The 21,015-nt window shown below is 64.6% G+C and carries 18 protein-coding genes and 1 pseudogene; 11 read left to right on the top strand and 8 right to left on the bottom strand.

The features are described 5' to 3' along the window. Positions 1-217: 217 nt before the first annotated feature. The 3 genes and pseudogenes from A7A08_RS11755 to A7A08_RS11745 form a co-directional block, all read right to left on the bottom strand. The gene (locus A7A08_RS11755) at positions 218-1,528 is read right to left on the bottom strand and encodes an HlyD family type I secretion periplasmic adaptor subunit (protein WP_083226714.1); all 1,311 of its coding nucleotides are present in this window, start codon (positions 1,526-1,528) and stop codon (positions 218-220) included. A gap of 14 nt (positions 1,529-1,542) precedes the next feature. Continuing rightward, positions 1,543-3,263, bottom strand: a pseudogene (locus A7A08_RS11750) (type I secretion system permease/ATPase). Positions 3,264-3,497: 234 nt separating this feature from the next. After that, the gene (locus A7A08_RS11745; RefSeq protein ID WP_083226713.1) at positions 3,498-4,820 is read right to left on the bottom strand and encodes an MFS transporter; all 1,323 of its coding nucleotides are present in this window, start codon (positions 4,818-4,820) and stop codon (positions 3,498-3,500) included. A 156-nt stretch (positions 4,821-4,976) separates the two neighbouring features. Here A7A08_RS11745 and A7A08_RS11740 point away from each other — a divergent pair, with 156 nt between their 5' ends. Next, positions 4,977-5,267 carry a hypothetical protein gene (locus A7A08_RS11740; RefSeq protein WP_069095660.1) on the top strand — a complete coding sequence of 97 codons (291 nt, stop codon included), beginning with the start codon at positions 4,977-4,979 and terminating at the stop codon, positions 5,265-5,267. A 24-nt stretch (positions 5,268-5,291) separates the two neighbouring features. On the opposite strand, the gene A7A08_RS11735 is transcribed toward A7A08_RS11740, so the two are convergent. From A7A08_RS11735 to A7A08_RS11720, 4 genes are all read right to left on the bottom strand, one after another. Next, on the bottom strand, positions 5,292-5,993 hold the full coding sequence (locus tag A7A08_RS11735; protein ID WP_069095659.1) for a type 1 glutamine amidotransferase: 702 nt from the start codon (positions 5,991-5,993) through the stop codon (positions 5,292-5,294). A 160-nt stretch (positions 5,994-6,153) separates the two neighbouring features. Further along, positions 6,154-7,290, bottom strand: coding sequence for an SAM-dependent methyltransferase (locus tag A7A08_RS11730; protein ID WP_245290916.1), 1,137 nt, complete (start codon positions 7,288-7,290; stop codon positions 6,154-6,156). A 142-nt stretch (positions 7,291-7,432) separates the two neighbouring features. Next, positions 7,433-8,218 (bottom strand): DUF1365 domain-containing protein, encoded by a 786-nt coding sequence (locus tag A7A08_RS11725; RefSeq protein WP_245290915.1) that lies wholly within the window; start codon positions 8,216-8,218, stop codon positions 7,433-7,435. Continuing rightward, positions 8,215-9,570: an NAD(P)/FAD-dependent oxidoreductase gene (locus tag A7A08_RS11720; protein WP_069095656.1), complete on the bottom strand. Its 1,356-nt coding sequence runs from the start codon at positions 9,568-9,570 to the stop codon at positions 8,215-8,217. Before A7A08_RS11720 ends, A7A08_RS11725 begins: the two co-directional genes overlap by 4 nt. Before the next feature lie 228 nt (positions 9,571-9,798). On the opposite strand from A7A08_RS11720, the gene A7A08_RS11715 reads away from it, so the two are divergent. Genes A7A08_RS11715 through A7A08_RS11695 form a run of 5 tightly spaced genes read left to right on the top strand, consistent with a single transcriptional unit; the run spans position 9,799 to position 13,796 of the window. Next, positions 9,799-10,398 (top strand): sigma-70 family RNA polymerase sigma factor, encoded by a 600-nt coding sequence (locus A7A08_RS11715; RefSeq protein ID WP_245290914.1) that lies wholly within the window; start codon positions 9,799-9,801, stop codon positions 10,396-10,398. Continuing rightward, on the top strand, positions 10,395-11,048 hold the full coding sequence (locus A7A08_RS11710) for a ChrR family anti-sigma-E factor (RefSeq protein WP_069095655.1): 654 nt from the start codon (positions 10,395-10,397) through the stop codon (positions 11,046-11,048). Before A7A08_RS11715 ends, A7A08_RS11710 begins: the two co-directional genes overlap by 4 nt. After that, positions 11,048-11,929 (top strand): alpha/beta hydrolase, encoded by an 882-nt coding sequence (locus A7A08_RS11705; RefSeq protein WP_069095654.1) that lies wholly within the window; start codon positions 11,048-11,050, stop codon positions 11,927-11,929. The genes A7A08_RS11710 and A7A08_RS11705 overlap by 1 nt, the downstream gene beginning before the upstream one ends. Beyond that, complete coding sequence (locus A7A08_RS11700; protein WP_069095653.1) at positions 11,926-12,768, top strand: DUF1295 domain-containing protein; 843 nt, start codon at positions 11,926-11,928, stop codon at positions 12,766-12,768. Before A7A08_RS11705 ends, A7A08_RS11700 begins: the two co-directional genes overlap by 4 nt. Next, the gene (locus A7A08_RS11695; protein WP_069095652.1) at positions 12,765-13,796 is read left to right on the top strand and encodes an SAM-dependent methyltransferase; all 1,032 of its coding nucleotides are present in this window, start codon (positions 12,765-12,767) and stop codon (positions 13,794-13,796) included. The genes A7A08_RS11700 and A7A08_RS11695 overlap by 4 nt, the downstream gene beginning before the upstream one ends. A gap of 30 nt (positions 13,797-13,826) precedes the next feature. Here A7A08_RS11695 and A7A08_RS11690 read toward each other — a convergent pair whose 3' ends face one another. Then, positions 13,827-14,249 (bottom strand): DUF2177 family protein, encoded by a 423-nt coding sequence (locus tag A7A08_RS11690; protein WP_069095728.1) that lies wholly within the window; start codon positions 14,247-14,249, stop codon positions 13,827-13,829. 211 nt (positions 14,250-14,460) lie between these two features. On the opposite strand from A7A08_RS11690, the gene A7A08_RS11685 reads away from it, so the two are divergent. The 5 genes from A7A08_RS11685 (at position 14,461) to A7A08_RS11665 (ending at position 21,012) form a co-directional block, all read left to right on the top strand. Further along, the gene (locus A7A08_RS11685; protein ID WP_069095651.1) at positions 14,461-15,330 is read left to right on the top strand and encodes a MipA/OmpV family protein; all 870 of its coding nucleotides are present in this window, start codon (positions 14,461-14,463) and stop codon (positions 15,328-15,330) included. A gap of 114 nt (positions 15,331-15,444) precedes the next feature. After that, complete coding sequence (locus A7A08_RS11680) at positions 15,445-18,234, top strand: cation-translocating P-type ATPase (RefSeq protein ID WP_069095650.1); 2,790 nt, start codon at positions 15,445-15,447, stop codon at positions 18,232-18,234. Positions 18,235-18,502: 268 nt separating this feature from the next. Further along, positions 18,503-18,991 carry an SH3 domain-containing protein gene (locus A7A08_RS11675; RefSeq protein ID WP_169823001.1) on the top strand — a complete coding sequence of 163 codons (489 nt, stop codon included), beginning with the start codon at positions 18,503-18,505 and terminating at the stop codon, positions 18,989-18,991. Between the two features lie 33 nt (positions 18,992-19,024). Next, positions 19,025-20,716 carry a transglycosylase domain-containing protein gene (locus tag A7A08_RS11670; RefSeq protein ID WP_083226710.1) on the top strand — a complete coding sequence of 564 codons (1,692 nt, stop codon included), beginning with the start codon at positions 19,025-19,027 and terminating at the stop codon, positions 20,714-20,716. A gap of 47 nt (positions 20,717-20,763) precedes the next feature. Next, positions 20,764-21,012: a hypothetical protein gene (locus A7A08_RS11665; RefSeq protein ID WP_069095647.1), complete on the top strand. Its 249-nt coding sequence runs from the start codon at positions 20,764-20,766 to the stop codon at positions 21,010-21,012. Positions 21,013-21,015: the final 3 nt, after the last annotated feature.

Genomic DNA, 21,015 nt, shown 5'->3' with positions numbered 1-21,015 from the left:
TCAGCCAACGGATTTCAACGGGTGAACTTCGGACCCTGACGCGGACTTTCAACCTGCTCGATAAGTCGGGCAGAAGCGCAGAATTCCGCTAAAAACGGGCGCCAGGGTCGATCAGGCTTAAGCATCTTTCCAGGTCTCCTCTTCGTCTTGAACGCTCTTCATCTTCGATCCGGACAACTCGTCGCAGGCCTCACAAATCCGCTCATACGCACGTCGCCTACGCCTCCCGGAAGGTTCGTTCGATCTGGTCCTGCAGCGGCTTCAGCATGAAGGACAGCACCGTGCGCGGCGCCGTCTGCATGAAGACCTCGACGGGCATTCCCGGCATCAGCTTCACACCTCCGAGCTTCGCCAGCTCATCCGGTTCGATGGCGACGCGGGTCAGGAAGTAGGTCTTGCCCGTCGTCTTGTCCGTCGACAGGTCGGCACCGATCCGGCTGATCTCGCCGTCCAGCTCCGGCGTGGTCCGCTGGTTCAGACCCGAGAAATGCAGCACCGCCTTCTGGCCCGGCTGGAGCTGATCGATATCGTTCGGCGAAACATGCGCCTCGACGATCAGGTCGTCGTTGCGCGGCACGATCAGCATGATCTGCTCGCCTGCGGCGATGACGCCGCCGACCGTGTTGACTTGGAGCTCATGGACGATCCCGTCCTGGGGTGCGCGGATGTCGATGCGTCTGAGCTGGTCTTCCGCCGTCACCTTCCGTTCCGTGAGCTCGGAAAGGCTCGCGCGGATTTCCGCAAGCTGCTGGGCGACTTCGCTGCGCATCTCATCGTCGACCTGGATGATCTGCAGCTTCACCTCGGCGATCTTACCTTTCGCCTGGGCGATGGAGGCGATGAGCTGCCCGCGCTCGCCGGCGAGCCTGGCGGCATCACGCTCGACCTCGGTCACCCGATTGAGCTGAACGAGCTTCTTCTCCCACAGAGAGCGCACCGCACCGAGCTCCTTTTCCAGGAGCCCGATTTCGCGCTTCTTCGCGGCGGCCTGCTCGGTGAGACCCGAGATCTCCTCGTCGAGCTGCGCGATGCGCTCGCGCAGCTGCGCCTTCCGCCCTTCGCGCGCGCTAAGGCGCAGTTGGAAGAGCTTGCGCTCGCCTTCCATCAGCTTCTGTACGTTCGGAATGTCCTGCCGCTCCGTGAGGCTGTCGGAGAAGTCGAGCGCATCCGCATCGGTTTTCTCCGCCTCCAGCCGCGCTTCGCGGGCCAGGAGTTCGTCGATCGACTTCGAGACGATCGCGAGATTGGCCTTGGTCTGCGTTTCATCGAGCTTGACCAGGATTTGGCCGGCCTCGACGGAATCGCCTTCGCGGACCAAAAGCTCTCCGACGACCCCACCGGTCGGGTGCTGGACCTTCTTGACCTTCGAATCGACCTCCAGCACCCCATGCGCGATCACCGCCCCGGAGATCTCGGTGAGCGCCGCCCAGGCGCCCAATCCTCCGACGAGGATGAGCGCGCAGGCGGTGCCAAGCAGGATGTGCCGCCGGAGCGATGCCTTGGTGCGATCGTTTCTCTTGGGCGTCATCGCGGATCCCCTCTTCATGCCGCCGATGCCGGCTGGCGAACCAGCCCGTGCAGCATCTTCTCCTTCGGCCCGAACCGCTCGATCCGGCCTTCGACCAGCACCAGGATAAGGTTGGCGGCTGCAAGCGCGCTGGGCCGGTGGGCCACCACGACGGCGATCCCGCCGCGTTCCCGAACGCTGGCGATCGCCGATGTCAGCGCCTCATCGCCGACCTCGTCGAGATTGGCGTTTGGCTCGTCGAGCACCACGAGAAAGGGGTCGCCGTAGAGCGCCCGGGCGAGCGCAACACGTTGCCGCTGTCCGGCGGAAAGCGCTTCGCCCGCCTCACCGATAATGGTGTCGTAGCCTGCGGGCAGCGAGAGGATGAGCTCGTGCACGCCGGCCGCCTTAGCCGCTTTGAGAATTGCATCGCTTCCGGCCTCGGGGTCGAAACGCGAGATGTTCTCCGCCACCGTCCCGTCGAACAGCTCGACGTTCTGGGGTAGGTAGCCGATATGTGCCCCGAGGGATTGTGACGACCAGTGCTCCAGCGCTGCCCCGTCGAGGCTCACCCGGCCGCGCAACAGCGGCCAGACGCCTACGAGGGTTCGCGCCAGCGAGGATTTCCCCGCACCGCTCGGGCCGATGATTCCCAGCGCATCGCCCGCTTTCAGATCGAAGGAGACGTCTCGCACCACGATGCGGGGCGAGGCGGGCGGAGCGGTCGCGACGCCGGCAACGCTCAGAGACTCTTCCGGCCTCGGCAGCTCCAGCGGTGTGCCGGCAGCCGGAATCCTGGCCAGCATTTCACGCAGGCTCTTCCAGCTCTGCCGCGCCCCGACGAAGCCTCGCCAATTGGCAACCGCGAGCTCGACCGGCGCGAGTGCGCGCGACACGAGGATCGAGCTTGCGATGATTACGCCGGCGCTGGCTTGCCCCTTGATGACGAGATAGGCGCCGAGCCCAAGGATGACCGACTGGATCAAGAGCCGCAGTGCACGGGACAGGGTGCTGAGACCGCCCGCGACATCGTAGGCGCGGCGCTGATGCTCCAGATAGCCGGCATTGACCTCCGACCAACGCGCGTTCAACCGCTCCGCCATACCCATGGCGTGAACGGCCTCGGCATTGCGCCGCGTCGCTTCCAGAAGCCCGTTCCGCGAGGCGGCAAGTTCGGCTGCCGCCGCTGACGGCGCGCGGCTCAGATATTCCGCGAGCAACGTGATCACGAGCAGGATGGCGCCGCCGGCAAGGGCCGCGATACCGATCAGCGGATGGAATAGAAAGCAGAGGCCGAGATAGACAGGAATCCACGGCAGATCGAACAGGGCGGTGGGCCCCCCGCCGGAGAGGAACGAGCGGATCTGATCGAGGTCGCGGATCGGCCGGAGCCCGTCGCCCTGGCCACGCGCGACGAATGGCAGCTTGGCGATGACGGAATAAACCCGGGAGGAAAGACTCTCGTCGAGATGGGTGCCGACGCGGCTCATCATCCGCGACCGGACGCCTTCTAGAATGGCTTGGAAGCTATAGAGGATAACAACGAGGACGGCGAAGCGATCAGGGTTTCGACACTGCGGCTCGGCAGAACCCGGTCGTAGACCTGCAGCATGAAAAGCGGACCGGTGAGCATCAGCACGTTTATGAGCGCGCTGAACAGCCCGACCGATACAAAGGCCGCACGGCATTGCGAGAGAGCCTGAACAAGCTCCGAGCGCTCCACGGACGCAGCCGTGTCTTCGCGAACAGTTCTGATAGACACCTTCTCAGCCCAGCAACCCGAGGGAACTTACCGGCCGTTTGGCGACCTCCCCAGTCGCCAGAAACCGATCACTTGCACCCCGAGCTAATCAGACAAGCTCTTAAAAAGGCTCGAAAATATCTGGTTAAGGCTTTGTCCGCCCAGCACCATTCGAATTGAGAAAACTTTTCCGAAAAGCTGATCCAAGAAGGCGGGAAAGGCGGCGAAAGCAATGGTTGCCGCCGCGCATCAGCGCAGCGGCTCCCGGCTGCGATCTGTCATGGCGTAGGCGCCGACGACTGCGAGCGCCGCGCCGATCATCAGAAACCAGGCCGGCGCCATCAGGTTTGCCGTCGCGCCGACCAGGCCGGTGGCCACCATGGGCGCTGTCCCGCCCGCGATGCCGATGCCGATATTGAAGGAAACCGAATAGCCGCTCATCCGGTAGGCGCTGGGAAACAGCTCCACGAGCATGGCCGGCGCCGTTCCCATGACGAGGGCGAGCATGATGCCGAATGCGATCTGGGCCGCAGCGAAACCCCAGATCCCGCCTGTCGCGGCCAGGCTGAAGCAGGCAAGCGCGGCGATAGCCTCCGCGCCGAACACTGCGATCAACAGGCTCCGCCGGCGGATCAGGTGATCCGTGGCCAACCCGGCCAGGGGTACGACCAACAGCGCCGTCGCCTGGGCAAGCGTGTTGAACTGCAGCGCCGTCGCTTCCCGTATGCTGCCGAACTCGCTGGCATAGACGGGAAAGAACACCATCGTCAGATAGTTCACGATGCCATAGCCCGACGTGAACACGATCGCTGCGATCATGGCGCCGGGCGCCTTCGTGATCGCCTGCATCAGGGGAAGCGGATCGTCCAGGCTCGGCTTGGGCGGGCGATGCCCGTCATCCTCCATATGCCGGCGCAGGAAGTAGCCTCCCAGTGCGATGCCGCCCCCGAGCAGGAAGGCGACCCGCCACGCCCAACTGGAGAGTTGCTCCGGAGTGGCGAAAGTGACGATGAGAGCGCTGACGCCGGCGGCCAGCAGCATGCCGAGGGTCGAGCCGAAATTCGCAAAGCTTCCGGCAAAGCCCCTGCGATGCTGGGGGGCCGTCTCCACCAGATAGCTCACCGAGCCGGTGAACTCCCCGCCGACCGAGAACCCCTGCACAAGACGCAGCAGGAGAAGGAGGATCGGCGCGGCGACACCAATCGTCTCGTAGCCCGGCAGCAGCGCGATGCACGTGGTGGCGAGCCCCATCAGCACGACCGAGAAGATCAGCACGAAGCGCCGGCCGAGCCGGTCGCCCAGATGGCCGAGCACCAGCCCTCCGATGGGCCGCATGGCGAAACCGACAGCGAACAGCCCATAGGCGCCGATCAGCCCGGCGATCCTGTCTTCGGCCGGAAAGAAGATCGTCGCCAAGACCGGGGCGAGCAGCCCGTAGATACCGAAATCGTACCATTCCAGAAGATTGCCGCCGGCCCCGGCGCCGAGCGCTGCGAGCGACAGCCGCTTGTCCTCTCGCGCCAGCGGGACGTCCCGCCCGTTCGCGCTGGCCTGGTGATGGCCATGCGTCATGTGAGATCCCCCGCTAGCCCGAAACCGGAAGCTCGACCCATAGAACTGAGTACCACGCCTGCCGTGCCCCGCGTAGGGGCGGCCGGCGCGGCAATCGTCGGAACTTCACCGCCGCGCCATCGGTTCTACGGGCATTGCAAGGATGGGAGGAGACCAATGAGCGACACCAAGATCACCATCGATCACAGCAAGATAAAGCAGTGGGCGGAAGAGCGCGGCGGTCGTCCCGCCACCGTCAGCGATACGGGCAAGGGTGGCGAGGCGGGCATTCTGCGGCTCGATTTCGAGCCCAAAGACGCCCCCGGCCTCGATCTCATCTCCTGGGACGAATTCTTCGACAAGTTCGAGAAGGAGCGGCTGGTGATGATGTATCAGGAGAAGACCGAGGACGGCTCCACGAGTCGGTTCCACAAATTCGTGGAACGCGAGACTGCCCAGGCGGACTAGGCGTCCGGCAGGGCGCGCGGGACGCTACATGAAAGTGCCGATCCACTTGTCGTAGAGACGGTCGGTCAGCACATGCATCCTGGCGCAGCGGCCTTCGAGGTCGGCGCGGATGTCGTCCGCGCTCTGCACGGTCTCGGAAATCTGGTCGATATCGTCGCCGTACACCTGCAGCCAGGTTTTGAGCAACTGAGGAGTGGCCTCCACATGGGCCACGGTCCCCACGATCCTGTCGCCGATGGCGAAGGCCTGGTCGGGGCAGAAATCCGTTGAATAGAGGGGATCGGCACCCTCGGGCAGGGTGAAGGCATCGTGGTGCCAGATCAGGATCTCCGGATCCTCCGTATCGCCGCACCAGGACCGTGCCGCCTCGCTGTCGGCGATCTTCACCCTATGCCAGCCGATCTCCTTCTGCGACATCGGTACGATCTCGCCACCGAATGCGGCGCTGATGAGCTGAGAGCCGAAGCAGTGGCCTAGGATCGGTAACCCTGCGTCCGCCGCCTTCCGGATCAATGCGATCTCGTCGCGCATCCAGTCGGCATCCTCCGTGAGGCTGTGGGTACAGCCGAGAAAGGCGAGCGCCGAGACGTCGCCGGTCTCCTGCGGCACCGTCCGGCCTTCGTCCAGGGCGACCACCTCGTAAGGAATGCCCCGGCGCTCCAACGTATTGGTGAGATGGCCGGCCTCGATCCAATCCTGATGGCGAATGATGCGGACGGGTTTCATTTCCGCTCCCAATAATCGGAAAAATGCTGTGATGGGGGGCGGATCGCCGCCGTGCGAAGTGTTCAGAACGCGGGCCGGAATAGGGCTGACGGGTAGGACCAAACCATATGGCGATCGGTCCCGGGTCCTGCAATTTAGCCGAAGGAGGTACCCCTTCGCGCTAGGAGGCCGCATCCGTATTGAGGTTGCCGTCGGCCGTGAGCTTGAAGAGGCTCACGTCGATGGAGCCCGTCTTGAAGCCCGTTTCGCAATAGACGAGATAATACTCCCAGAGGCGCCGGAAGCGCTCGTCGAACCCCAGCGGCTTGAGCCGCGGCCAGGCTTCGACGAAGCGCTTTCGCCATTCCGCCAAGGTCCGGGCGTAGCTGGGACCGAACGATTCCTGCTGCACCAGCCGTAAGCCGGCCTTCGCCGCCTCCCGGGTCACGATGGAGACCGTCGGCAGCATGCCCCCGGGGAAGATATGCTGCTGGATGAAGTCCGGATAACGGCGATAGTCCTCGAAGCGGGCCTCTTCGATGGTAATCGCCTGGAGCACGGCGACGCCGCCATCCCGGAGCGAATCCCGGAGCTTACGGAAATAGAGCGGCCAATACCGCTCGCCGACCGCCTCAAGCATCTCGATGGAGACAATGCGGTCGTGCACGCCGATATGCTCGCGATAGTCTTCCAGCCGCATCTCGGCCCGAGCATGGGACGCAAGCCGGTCCTTCGCGTGATCGAGCTGCTCCTTCGACAACGTGATCCCCGTCACCGGGCAACCCGCCTTTGCGAGCTTCTCGGCAAGCCCGCCCCAGCCGCAGCCGATTTCCAGAACGTCTTCGCCGTTCGCGACATCGAGGAGCTCTATGGCGCGGGCAAGCTTGATCTCTTGTGCTTCCTCCAGCGTTTCGTTGCCGCGGCGATAGAGGCCGGAGGAGTAGTTCATCCCCTCATCCAGCCAGGCGGAGTAGAACGCATTTCCCAGATCGTAATGGGCGCTGATATTGCGGCGGCTTCCCCGGCGCGTGTTGGCCCGTGCGAGATGAGCGAGCTTGTGCCCGAGATGGGCGAGCATGGCGACGCTGCGGCGCTGCCGGAGCACGTCCTCGTTTCGGATGCAGAGCTCCAGGAGAGAGGCGAGATCCGAGGTCGACCAATCGCCGTCCAGATAGCCGGCGGTGAATCCCAGCTCGCCGGCCAGCATCCGTCGAAGACCTCGCCAGCGATGTATCTCGATATCCGCCTTCAGCGTGTCGCCGGCGCGGCCGCGCGAGATCGTGTCGCCGCTGGGGAGCGTCAGCCTCAGGTTGCCCACGGGGAAGTCGGGCAGGACCCGATCGAAGAATCTGCGAGCGAGATGTCTTCTGCGCCGTTGGCGCTGCGGCTCCGCTGATGCCAATTGAGATGCGTCGGAGGTCATTGGAAGAGTCGGTCCTCGTCGACTGTCGAAAGAAGGATCATCTGGAGAAGCTCACCGGGTGTTCCGGCGGGTGCGGCCGCGTGCGCAATCGCATACCCTTCGCGAAAAGCCTCAGTGCATGCCAGTGGATCCCACCCGTCACTTTGAGGGTGAGGAGGGGGTAGGTGAGCAGAAGCCGCAACAACGTGCGGTCGCGAATGGGCAGGGCCGTGCCGCGCAGCGAGGCGAGCAGCATCGGCCCCTCTGCGTCCGATGCGGTGATGTTCAGCCCGACATGTTTGCCGGGCAGCCGCACCCGAAACCGATAGTCTAGGTCCATGTCCAGGAAGGGCGAGACGTAGAATCCTTTGGGGCAACGTTGGGTCACCGGCCCGCCGGTCTCTTCCGTCACGGGCATGAGGTAGCTGTGACGCTCGCCGAACGTGTTGCTAACCTCGTAGAGGATCGCCATCGGGCGTCCGTCTGCGCTCGATATGAAGTAGAGGCTGAGCGGATTGAACCCGTAGCCGAAGATGCGCGGCATGGTTAGCAGCATGACTCGCACATCCGACGTCTCCATTCCGGCGGCTGCGAGGTGCTCCAGGACCTGGGCCTTCAGGGGCCGCGCGCTGCCGTCTCCGTAATCCTCATCGCGCAGGCTCAACGCATTGGCACGATTATGGGAAAAGAGTTTCAGCCGCTCGCCCGCCGCGTCGATATCGTCGAGATCGAGCAGCATCCAGAAGACACGGTATCGGAGGCTGTGGCGCGTGGGGCGCAACCTTTGATGGCTCACCCAGCCCGCATAGAGTTTGGAGGTCATAGCGTCCGAACGCTTTGTCACGCCGCAAGCTCCTCCGTCGCCGTATCGGGCGGGGCCTCCGGAAAGAAGATCCGTCCGGACTCCGCCGCGACCTGCCACGGGCGCCGCATGCCGCCGAGCTGCTCGGCGACCGCGAGCCCCGCTTGCAGCCCGTCCTCGTGAAAGCCCGCCCCAAAATAGGCGCCGCAGAACCAAAGCCTGCGCCGGCCTTGCAGCGACCACAAACCTCGCTGGGATTCCAGCGCTGCCGTATCGAAGATCGGATGCTCGTAGATCTGCCGGTGCCAGATCCGGTCCGGCATGCGCTCGGGGTTGAGACTGACGAAGAACGGCTGCCTGGTCTGCAGACCCTGCAGCCGGTTCATCCAATAGGTGACCATCGTGGGCGCTTCGTCCGACGCGTCTCGCGTCCCGATATGATTCCAGGCGGCCCACGCGGAGTGGCGCTTCGGCATGGCTTGCGGATCGGAATGAAGGATCGTCTCGTTCCGGCTGTAGCGGAAGGCGCAGAGCCTGCGCCGCTCTTCCTCCGTAGGCCGGGCCAGCATCGCCAGAGCTTGGTCCGCGTGGGTCGCGATCACGACGTGGTCGTGCTCAGCGACCGCGCCGGAGGCGTCGCGCAGCCGTACGCGATCGCCATCGGTGTCGATATCGCCGATCGCCTCTCCGAGCCGCATGGTCGCCTTTGTCTCCGCGATCAGCTTCTCCACATAGGTTCGGCTGCCGCCCGATACGCTGCGCCACTCCGGACGGTCGCGAAAGCGCAGCAATCCGTGATTGTCGAAGAAGCGGATGAACGCGGCCGCCGGGTAGTCCGCCATGCTGCCTCCCGACGCCGACCAGATTGCAGACCCCATGGGTATCAGGTGATCGTCACGAAACGCATCCCCATACCCGCCGCGGTCGAGATAGTCGCCGAGCGTCATGTCGAGCGGCAGCCACGGAAGATCGCGTGGCGCGGTCCGGTAGAACCGTCTGAGATCTCTCAGCATCGCCCAGAACCGCATATCCACCAGGTTACGCCGCTGAGCGAACAGACCACCCAGGCCGCTTCCCGAATATTCGAGTTCCCCCCGGTCGAGCGAGACGGAGAACGACATTTCGGTTGGTTGCGTTTCGATGTTCAGCAACGCGAACAGCGCGGTTAGATTGGGGTAGGTATCTTGGTTGTAGACGATGAAGCCGGTGTCGACTGGCGTGTCCGTGTCGTCGTGGGTGACACTGACGGTATGGCTGTGCCCGCCCGGACGGACGTCGGAATCGTAGAGCGTCACCCGGTGGCGCGAGGAGAGAAGCCATGCGGCCGCGAGACCCGAGATCCCCGTTCCGACGACGCCGATATCCAGCGGGGCTTCTGATGTATCCTGACCCAATGGAAAACCCGTCTTTCGTGAGCAGATGCCTGTCGGAAGGTCTGGCCGCGTCCAGCGCTTCAAGACCGTCTGCCTGCTACGCCCTTCCGGCAGGGTTGGATCACAGAAAAGCCCCCGCGGCAGGAGTGATCCGCTTCCATGGACGGCACGTATCGATCTTCAGAAAATCGGCGCAGCTCGGCTGCGCGATGACTGTGATGACGGACGTGCCCGGGGAGCTCGAACGGGATGCGACAGCTCCGGGAGTATGGGGCGCAGATGCGGGGTGAGGGCGAAGCAACAGCCGAGCCGGATCCGGAGAAGCTGATCACGGCCATCGCCAGGCGGAAGGACAGGGAGGCGTTCGTTTCTCTGTTCGAGGCCTATGCGTCCCGCATCAAGGGGTTCCTGATGCGCGGCGGAACCTCCGAAGAGCTCGCCGAAGACATCGCGCAGGAGACTCTTCTGATGGTGTGGCGCAAAGCGGAGACCTACAGACCCGAGAAGGCCGGTGCCTCGACCTGGATCTTCACCATCGCGCGCAATCTGCGCATCGATCGGTCGCGTAGGGATGCCAGAAGGCGGACCCATTTGCTCCATGAGGCGCCGGAGCCCGAGGGCCCCGACCGTCCCGATGAGCTCTTGCAGGGCGCGCAGAATGAGGACCGCGTGCGCGAAGCCCTGAAGACCTTGCCCGCAGACCAATTGCGGGTTCTGCAACTTTCGTTTTTCGAAGGCCGCAGCCATAGCGAGATCGCCGAAATGCTGGAGATCCCGCTCGGCACGGTGAAGTCCCGCGTCCGCCTCGCCATGGGGCGGCTCCGTGAAGCCCTCGGTGAAGGCATATGACGATCAAGCATCATCCCTCCGACGAGACCATCGCCGCCTATATGGGCGGCGCCCTGGATGAGCCTAGCCGCCTTGTGGTTGCGAGCCATCTGAGGCTGTGCGGTCACTGCCGCGCCACGGCGCGCATGCTCCAGACGGCCGGCGGCGTGTTGCTGGAGGAGTCCCAACCCGTCCCGCTTGCCGACGGCGCCTTGCAGGCGGTCCTGTCCAGGCTGGACGCTGACGATTCCGAAATTCCGGTGAACGGGGTCGAGACCTCTAATGACCCGGACCTGCCCGCGTCGTTGGCGCCGCTCCTGCAAGGCCTTCCCCTCGGCAAATGGCGGAGTCTCGGCATCGGGCTCAAAATGCGCACGATCGAGACGGGCGGGCCCTCGGACCTTCGGCTTTTCATGCTGAAGGCCGAGCCCGGCATCAAGCTTCCCCACCATAGCCATACCGGCCGCGAATGGACCTGCGTGCTGCAGGGCGCCTTCCGCCACGAGCATGGCCGGTTCGGTGCCGGCGATTTCGACGAGGCCGACGATACGGTGGAGCATCACCCGGTCGTGGAGGAAGGCGAGCGCTGCATCTGCATCGTCGCGATGCAGGGCCGTATCGAGCTCCAGGGCTGGCTGGGCCGCCTGCTGCAGCCGCTGGTCCGGTTCTGATGGGTTACTCCGCGGCCGACATCGTGAATGCGCTCACGCCGAGCGGGGGGTATTCCGTGGTGTCCTCGCAATCCTATTGCGAGGGACTCGATCGCGAAGATGCCGGCGGCAGTCCCACGCGGCGCAGCCTGGATATCTACACGCCAGATGGGACGGGCACCTTTCCGGTTATCGTCTTCTTCTATGGTGGCAGCTGGCAGAGCGGCGAGAAGGAGATCTATCGCTTCGCCGCCGCGAGCCTGGCGCGACGGGGCTACGTGACGGTCGTTTCCGATTACCGGCTTTATCCCGAAGTGCGCTACCCGGCCTTCCTCGAAGACGCAGCCCAAGCGGTCGCCTGGGTCAAAGGCAACATCGCCACGTTCGGCGGAGATGCCGGGCGGCTTTTCGTCATGGGCCATTCGGCGGGGGCCTATATCGCCGCCATGGTCGCCATCGACCGGCGCTGGCTCGCGCCCCACGATCTGGTTCCGTCCCGCGATCTTGCCGGTCTCATCGGCCTATCGGGACCGTACGACTTCCTGCCCATCCGGGACCGGACCCTGATCGAGATCTTCGGCGGCGCGTCCCGCCCGGAAACTCAGCCGATCTCGTATGTGACAGGCGACGAGCCGCCCGCACTCCTCATCACCGGACTTCTCGACGGGGCGGTCTTTTCGGGCAATTCCAAGCGCCTCGCCGAGAGGCTCCATGCGGTCGGCAGCACCGTTACGCTGAAGACCTTCTGGAACCTCGGTCATCTGGAGACCGTGGGCGCGCTTTCGTCGTCCTTGCGCTTCGTGGCCCCAATTCTCGGTGACATCGATCGTTTCGTGGAGGCTGTCGCCGAAGCCGGCGGTCATCCCAGCGCAAAGCGCCCGTCCGAGGAGCTTTGCGCATGACCTTGGCGCATCTTCTCATCGCAACCGGTCTTCTGCTCCTCGTCCTCGCTGCGGTGATGACGTTTGCGTGGGTGCTGTGGCGGCGCACGGGGAATGCAGGCTGGGTCGATACGTGCTGGACCTTCGGGCTGGGCTTCACGGGCGTCGCGAGCGCCGCCGGCGCCATCGTCGCCTCGGAAGGCTCTTTCGCCCGTCAGCTCCTTATCGCCTGCCTGATCGCGGTCTGGACCCTACGGCTTGGCGGGCATATCGCGCTTCGGACCAGCGGTATCAAGGACGATCCCCGCTACGCGAAGCTGGCAGAAAGCTGGGGGAGCGATGCCCCCCGCCGCATGTTCTGGATGCTCCAGATGCAGGCCTATGCGAGCCTGCCGCTGGCGCTTTCCATGTTTCTCGCCGCTTGGAATCCGTTGCCCGAGCTGCGGCTGCAGGATTGGCTTGCCGGCCTCATCTTCATTGTGGCCCTCGGCGGCGAAGCCTTGTCCGACGCCCAGCTGCGGGCTTTCGCCAGGGATCCGGCCAACAAGGGCAAGGTCTGCGACACGGGCCTCTGGGGCTGGTCCCGTCATCCGAACTACTTTTTCGAATGGCTCGGCTGGTGCGCCTATCCGCTCTTCGCCATCGACGGCTTCGCGATCTACCCGTGGGGCTGGCTGGCGCTGCTCGGCCCAGCCTTCATGTATTGGCTGCTGGTCTATATCTCCGGCATTCCGCCGCTGGAGCAGCACATGCTGGAAACGCGCGGCCGGGCATTCCGCGACTATCAGAATCGCGTCAGCGCCTTCTTCCCGCTTCCACCCAAGACAGATCCCGGCGCCGGAAAGAAGCCGGCGCCATGAGCAGGCTCGAACAGACGGCGCTCTATCTGGGTGAGCGGCTTCCGTGGCCGGATAGCCTGACCCGGGCTGTTATCGCCTCCCGGGTGTCGAAAACCGGACGCGTCCTGTCGGAGCCAGGCCGCATGACCGACGGCGCTTTCGCCGAGGCCATGGCGGACTACCCCATCGCCCTCCATACCGATACCGCGAACGAGCAGCATTACGAGCTGCCGGCAGCCTTCTTCGAGCACGTCTTGGGGCCACAGCGGAAATACTCCTGCTGCCATTACGATGGGCCGGACTCGACCCTCGCGGAAGCTGAAGAGAGCGCTCTACGCCAGACGGCGCATCACGCCGACCTCGCCGATGGCCAGACCATATTGGAGCTTGGCTGCGGCTGGGGCTCCCTGACGCTCTGGATGGCGCGGCACTATTCCAACGCGAATATACTCGCCGTCTCCAATTCGGCATCACAGCGGGCTTTCATCGAGGAGCAGGCCAGATGCGAAGGGTTGGACAATCTCGAGGTCCGGACCGCCGACATGAACGGCTTCGAGACCGAGCGCCGCTTCGACCGCGTCGTCTCGGTTGAGATGTTCGAGCATATGGCCAATTGGCAGGCGCTCCTCGGGAAGGCGCGCAATTGGTGCGCGCCTGGCGGCCGGCTCTTCGTCCACGTCTTCACCCATGAAAGCGCGCCATATCGTTTCGAGGTCGGCGATACCTCCGACTGGATCGCTCAGCATTTCTTCACCGGAGGCATCATGCCGAGCCACGGGTTGATCTCGGCCTTCCCGGATCTCTTCGAGCTGGAAGGCGAATGGCGCTGGGATGGAGAGCATTACGCCCGGACAGCCCGCGGCTGGCTGAAGAACTACGACGCCAACCGCGATGCCGTCGCGGACATCTTGCAGGAGGTCTATGGCGCCGACGCCAAGCTCTGGGAGCGCCGCTGGCGGTTGTTTTTCCTCGCGACCGAGGGGTTGTTCGGCCACCGCTCAAAAGCCTGGGGCGTCAGTCACTACCGGCTCGCCCCGACAGGTCGGTGACGCGAAAAACCGCGCGGCGGTTCTGATCGGCTAGGCGGGCGAGCCGCCCAGCCTCAGCACGTTGGCGACGATGTAGTAGGTCGCTAAAGCTGCGATTGCAGAGGCGAGAGCCCCATAGGCGATGTCGACCACCGTGACTTGGACGCTCCACTCCCGCATCACCGCATGGTTCGTGAGGTCGTAGGTCCCATAGCAAAGCGCCCCGAGAAGCGCGCCATAGCCCAGCGCCGTAGCGGGTGAGAACTCCCGCAGGGCCGGCACGATGGCGAAGACTGTAAGGCCAACGGGGAAGAGGAAGTAAAATACGAGAGCGGGGACAGGTCGCACGCTGTTTGCCAGCATGTCGCCCAGAAGCGGTTTGTAGAACACGTTGCCCATCGTGCCGAGCCACGCGAAGTCGATGATGCCGAACACGATCAAGGCACCGAAATACGCGGCAGCCCATTGCGTCATTACAATCTCTCCTGAGTCCTGCCGGCGCCGGCAGCGCTTGCGTTGATAGAACGATACGCTGCCCGTGCTTCCTCGGTTCACCTGCGGGGCGATAAGAAAGATGTGATCGCCGGATTGGCGGCCACCGATTGCGCGGGCAAGTGCCGTCCGATACGATTCGTTGAGGTTTTCGCGTGCCTTGCCCACACGGCATGCTGACTTGGGGGATGTTTTGGGACTTCTGACAAATCTCTTTCCGCCGCGCTTCGAAGGGGCCGGGCGGGCGCTTCCGGCGTCGGCCGTGGCCGCGGGACTGCTCTGCGCTCCGGCGGCTCTCGCCGATGGCGTGTCCGAGCACAAGAAGACCGTGGCACTGGGCGGTGCGGGCATCGTGAAGCCCAAATACGAAGGCTCCAACGAGCATGAGTGGCTCGGCATTCCGATCATCATCCCCAAACTCTCCGCCGAGGACGACGCCAAACCGTCCCTCTTCAAGCAGGTCCGCCAGCGCATCGAATTCCATAGCCTCGACGATATCCGCATCCGTGCCATCGGCGGCGACCTCTTCGAAGCCGGCTTGGTGACCGGCTACATGACCGAGCGGAAGCAGAACGACGGCAATCTTCTCCGGGGCTGGGGCGACATCGACGGCGGTCTCGTGCTGGGCGGCTACGCGGGCGTCAATATCGGTGAGTTCGAGTTCGATGCCGCGATCCTCGACCGGGTCACGGGCGATGGGGGCGGACCGGAATTCCGCTTTGGTGTGGAGACCGAACGGGAGGTCACCGAAAGGATCACCCTGGTCACCCGCCTGGGGACCACGATCGCGAGCTCCGACTATATGCAAACCTATTTCGGCGTGACGCCCGCCCAGGCCGCACGCTCGAAAGCCGGCCTCCAGAGCTATGATCCGGACGCCGGCTTCAAGGACATCTATCTCGAGCTGGGCGCCGAATACGATCTCAGCGAACGCTGGCTCATGAAAGGCGGTGTCCGTTACGGCCGCCTCGTCGGCGACGCGGCCGACAGCCCGGTGGTCGAAACCCCCGATCAGCTCTCGGGCATACTCGGTGTCGCCTACCGGTTTGATCTCCCGAACTGAACGAACCCATCAGGGCACACCGCCGCAGGTCTGCCGGTGCGGCGCGGCTTGTCTCGTCACTCCAGCCAGCTAGAGTAACGACGCGTAGGCCACCGTCAGCGTCGTAGGGTTTCCGTGCCGCCCACGAACTCCCCACCCCCAGCTTCAGCCGGACCGAATCCGCACCCGCGCAGCTGGCACGCGCTTGGCCCTGAAGAGGTGCTCGGCGCTCTTTCGACAGGTCCGGACGGGCTTTCCACGGCCGAAGCCGCCAGAAGGCTCGCGCTCCACGGGCCGAACCGATTGCCGGCAGCCAGGCCGCGCGGCGCTCTGATCCGCTTCCTGGCCCAGTTCCATAATCTCCTGATCTACATATTGATCGGTGCGGGCGTCATAGCCGCCGCAATCGGCCACGGCCCGGACGCCATCGTCATCTTCGGCGTCGTCCTGCTCAACGCGGTGATCGGCTATATCCAGGAGGGGAGGGCAGAGCGCGCCCTCGATGCGATCCGCCGCATGATCGATCCTCGCGCCTCGGTCCTGCGTGGAGGGCGCCGCACGACCGTGCCTGCCGATGAGCTCGTTCCCGGCGACATCGTTCTCCTGGAGGCTGGCGACCGCGTGCCCGCCGATCTCCGGCTGCTGTCGGCGCGAAGCCTGAAGGCGGACGAGGCGGCAATCACGGGGGAATCCGTGCCCGCCGACAAGACGGTCGAAGCCGCACCGGACAACGCACCGCTGGGCGACCGCGTCTCCATGGCATTCTCGGGCACCTTCATCGCCGCCGGCCATGGCACCGGCGTGGTCACGGAGACCGCTGGCGCCACAGAGCTCGGCCGGATCAGCAGCATGATCGGCGCGGTCGAGCAGCTCACGACGCCCCTGGTGGGCCAGATGAACGTCTTCGCCCGCCAGATCACCATTGCCGTGCTGGGCGTCTCGGCGCTGGTCTTCCTCTACGCCGTCGCCCTCCGCGCCTATTCCCTCGACGAGGCCTTCATGGTCGTCGTTGGCCTGGCGGTGGCCGCGATCCCCGAAGGTCTGCCCGCCGTCATGACCATCGCGCTCGCCGTCGGGGTTCAGCGCATGGCCCGCCGCAAGGCCATCATCCGGCGCCTGCCGGCGGTCGAGACATTGGGGGCGGTTTCGGTCATCTGCTCCGACAAGACCGGCACCCTGACCCGCAATGAGATGACGGTGAAATCCGTCGTCGCTGGCGAGGAGGAGATCTCCGTCTCCGGCACCGGCTATGCTCCGGTCGGAGAATTCGAGACCGGCGGCAAGCTGCTCGACCCGGCCGCCGATCCGGCGCTGGCCAGGCTCGCCCGGGCGAGCCTTCTCTGCAACGACGCTCACCTGAATCAGGATGGAGAGACCTGGAGCATCGACGGAGACCCCATGGAGGCGGCCCTTCTTTGCTTCGCCGAGAAGGCGGGGTACGACGCTCCGACCACCCGTCACACCCACGAACGGCTGGACGAGATCCCGTTCGACGCACGCCACCGCTACATGGCCACGCTTCACCAGCAGCCCGACGGCAGCCGGGTCGTCTATGTGAAGGGTGCGCCCGAGCGAATTCTCGCCATGTGCGACAAGGTTTTGGTCGGCGAGGGGGGCGGCGTGGAAGAGACGTTCGATGCCGCGGGGTGGCATCACCGCACCGAGCGCCTCGCAAGTGAGGGACAGCGTGTCCTGGCAATCGCCTGCCGTATGCTCCCTGAGCGCGCAAGAACCTTGCGCGCGCCGGATGTGGAGCGCGGCCTGACCCTCCTGGGCCTGGTGGGATTGATCGATCCGCCTCGGAAGGAAGTGCTTGCGGCCATCGCAGAATGCCGTGCGGCTGGTGTCGGCGTGAAGATGATCACGGGCGACCACAAAGCCACCGCGCTCGCCATCGCCCGACAGCTCGGCCTATCCGACGATCCCCAGGTTGTGACCGGGCAGGAGCTCGACGCCATGGAGGCGGAGGATTTGGCGGCGCGTGCTCGGACGGCATCGGTCTTCGCCCGCGCCAGCCCCGAGCATAAGCTGCGCCTTGTCGAGGCGCTCCAAGCCGACGGCTCGGTGATTGCCATGACGGGCGACGGGGTGAACGACGCGCCCGCCCTGAAGCGCGCCGATGTCGGCGTGGCCATGGGAGCCAAGGGCACCGAGGCCGCGAAGGAAGCCGCCGAGATGGTTCTCACCGACGACAATTTCGCGTCCATCGTCGCCGCTGTTCGCGAAGGCCGCACCGTCTACGATAACCTCACCAAGGTGATCGCCTGGACGCTGCCCACCAACGGCGGCGAGGCCATGCTGATCATCCTGGCCATCGTCTTCGGCCTGACCCTTCCGGTCACGCCCGTTCAGATCCTCTGGATCAACTTGGTCACGGCGGTGGCCCTCGGCCTCACCATCGCATTCGAGCCGACCGAGCCGAACGCCATGCAGCGCCCGCCATGCTCTCCGAAGCAGGGGCTTATCTCCAAGCGGCTGCTCTGGCGGGTTCTCTTTGTCTCAGGCCTCATGGTGGCCGGCGGGTTTGGCCTCTATGCTTCGGCGACGGCGCGCGGACTCCCCCTGGAGGTGGGGCGCACCATCGTCGTCAACGCCATCGTCGCCATGGAGATCTTCTATCTCTTCAGCGTTCGATATGTGCACGGCCCGTCCATAACCTGGCAGGGCGTCCTGGGCACCAGGGCCGTGCTGATCGGGGTTGCTTCCGTGCTGCTCGCCCAGCTCGCCTTCACCTATCTTCCCGTCATGCAGCGCCTTTTCGGCAGCCACGCTCTGTCCATTGTCGAGCTTGCCGCGATCGTGGCCGTCGGCGTGGCATTCCTCCTGATCGTGGAGGCCGAGAAGCGCATTGCCGAAAGCCTGATGCCCATGAAGAAGCCGAAATGGATGCGGCGCTACGGCCGTCCGCGACCACCGCGCGCTTGATCGAAGCCGTCCCGCCTCCCATGTTGACCTCGCGCGTGGCAAACGGCGCTTCAACGGCGCATTTGCAAAGGCGCGCTTCATGCGAAGCTGAGCGGCCGCCTATCGCCTGGCTCCGAAATCTCTCGATCTTTGCGCGAAAGCCGCAGGCGGTTCTCGTGCTCTTAACCTTAGCGTCAGGTCGCCGCTCTTAACCCTCGTTGCGCCGCCCGATCTACAGTATGGGAACGCTTTCCCGCTCACGGGGTTAGCCACTCTGATGACACCAAAGATGCGATATACCGCGGCCACCGGCGTCGCCTCCCTTGCGGCCCTCGTCGTGACGATGTTCGGATTCATGCTTGCGGGGCAGGCTTTTACGGTGCCTGCCGAGGCCGATACCGCTCAGACGTCCAAATCGATCACAGAGGATGTAAGCATCGATAAGCCGACCTCGCCGTTGCTTGGCCGGGCAGCCAAGACCGCCGGGTCGACGGCCGATGCCGGCGATGCGGCAGACCCGTCCGCGCCGGGTCGCACCGGAAGGGACTGGGTCGAGGTTGTCGATGCCGTGAACATGCGGTCGGGCCCATCCAGCGCAAATCCGATCGTGGAAGTGCAGCTTGCCGGCGCTCAGCTTCAGCTCAGCGAGCGCGACGGAGGATGGATCAGGGTTGTCGAGCCGAATTCCGGCGCAGAGGGTTGGGTCTACGAGAAATACGTGAAGCGCATCAGTCCCGCTTCCGCCCGCGCACAGTTGGGAACCGTACGGATTCAGTAGCCTTCGGCGCGGGGGCGGCAGCAAGGGGTGAGGATGCAACTCTCCGGGAGATTGGTCGCCGCAGGGCGTTTCATTGCGGGATGTCTCTCCGCGCTCACGACCGGATTTCTCGTCACGGGGTTGCTCTTTGGTGTCCCTTATCTGACCCTGACGCCGCTGCTTGACGACTTCTCCCTTGCAGCCCTCGATCCTCCCAACAATCGCACGCTGATCCTGCTCGACAGGGACGACAAACCCTTCGCACGCCGCGGCGGGTGTGTTGCGGAGCCGGTCAAATACGCCGAGATCCCGAAGCATTTCGTGGATGCGCTGGTTTCCATGGAGGACCGGCGCTTCTTCATGCATCCCGGCATTGATCCCATCGGCCTGCTACGCGCGGCCCAGGCCAATCGCGCAGCGGGTCACATCGTGCAAGGCGGGAGCACGCTGACCCAGCAGCTCATCAAGAACGCCTATCTCTCCAGCGAGCGAACCTTCGAGCGTAAGGAGAAGGAAGCCTGGATGGCGCTCGCTCTGGAGCTTCGGCTGTCCAAGGAGGAGATCTTCGAGCGCTACGTCTCCAGCGCGTATTTCGGCGAGGGCTGCTTCGGCCTGCGCGCCGCAGCCAAGCGGTACTTCAACACGCCGGTCAGCAAGCTCACCGTGCCCCAGTCTGCCTATCTCGTGGCGCTTCTGAAATCGCCCACGGGCCTGCGGCAGGACCCGGAGAAGGCCAAGGAGCGCGCCAATCTGGTCATGGAGGCGATGGTGGAAACCCACGCCCTCGGCATCAAGGAGCGGGACAAGCTCAAGCCGGTGCTGCCAGAGATCGCGTCCACCTCTTCGGATGGCGGCTACTACGCAGACTGGGTGGCGAGCACCATCCGCCTTCCCAAGGACGGCAGCTATGCGCCGGTCCGGGTTCACACGACCTTCGATCCGAAGCTGCAGAAGCTTGCCGAGCACGCGGTCGATTCCGTCTTGTCGAAGCAGGGAGAAAGCCGCAAGGCAAGCCAGGCCGCAATGGTCGTGATGCGCACCGACGGCCGGGTCCTCGCCATGGTCGGCGGCACGAACTACGACGAGAGCCAGTTCAACCGCGCCGTCCAGGCCGCACGCCAGCCCGGCTCGTCCTTCAAGCTGTTCGTGTACCTGGCGGGTCTGCGCGCAGGACTGACGCCAGAAAGCACCCTCGTCGATCAGCCCATCAAGATCGGCAACTACGAGCCCAAGAATTTCGGTCATCGCTTCCGCGGACCGGTCTCCATGCGCCAGGCCTTCGCCTCGTCCATCAACACCGTCGCCGTGCAGATCTCTGAAGCGGTGGGGCGTAAGCCCGTGATCGACGCCGCGCGCGACCTCGGCGTCACGGCGAAGCTCCAGGCGACCCCCAGCATCGCCCTCGGCGTCTATGAGGTGCCGCTGCTGGAGATGACCTCGGCCTACGCGGCCGCGGCCTCCGGCGCCTATCCCGTGAAGCGTGGAGCATTACCGGCTTCGGCAAGGAGGATGACGATATCCTTCCGCCCGAAGGCTCCGGCGAATGGCGGCTGGAGCAGCAGAACGAGCTCCGGGAGCTTCTGCGCGCCAACGTCACCAGCGGCTCCGGTCATGGCGCCAGGCTCCCGATCGCAGCGTACGGCAAGACCGGCACCAGCCAGGATTATCGCGATGCCTGGTTCATCGGCTTTGCCGGCAATCTGGTCGTCGGCGTCTGGGTCGGCAATGACGACTTTTCGAAGATGAGAGGCGTCACCGGCGGCAGTCTCCCGGCTCAAATTTGGGCCACGTTTATGCGCGACGCCATCAAGAAGGATAAACGCTTCAAGCCTCGCCTGCCGCAGGTGGCCGCGTTCCCGGCCCGCCCACCGGTGGAGGACAAGTCCGTCGCGCTCGCATCGGACCTGCTGGACGACCGCCGTGTCGAAAGCGATTCCGAACGGGACGGTTTCGGCTTCTTCGATCGCGACCGGCGCAAGCGTCGTGGCCATGACCGCGGCGATCGTGGCCGCAGAGGCATTTTCGGCGGCATTTTCCGCTGAACC

Source organism: Methyloligella halotolerans (genome assembly GCF_001708935.1).
Taxonomy (GTDB): domain Bacteria; phylum Pseudomonadota; class Alphaproteobacteria; order Rhizobiales; family Methyloligellaceae; genus Methyloligella; species Methyloligella halotolerans.
The sequence above is the reverse complement of the archived record's forward strand: the minus strand, read 5'-3'. Positions and strand labels throughout refer to the sequence as shown.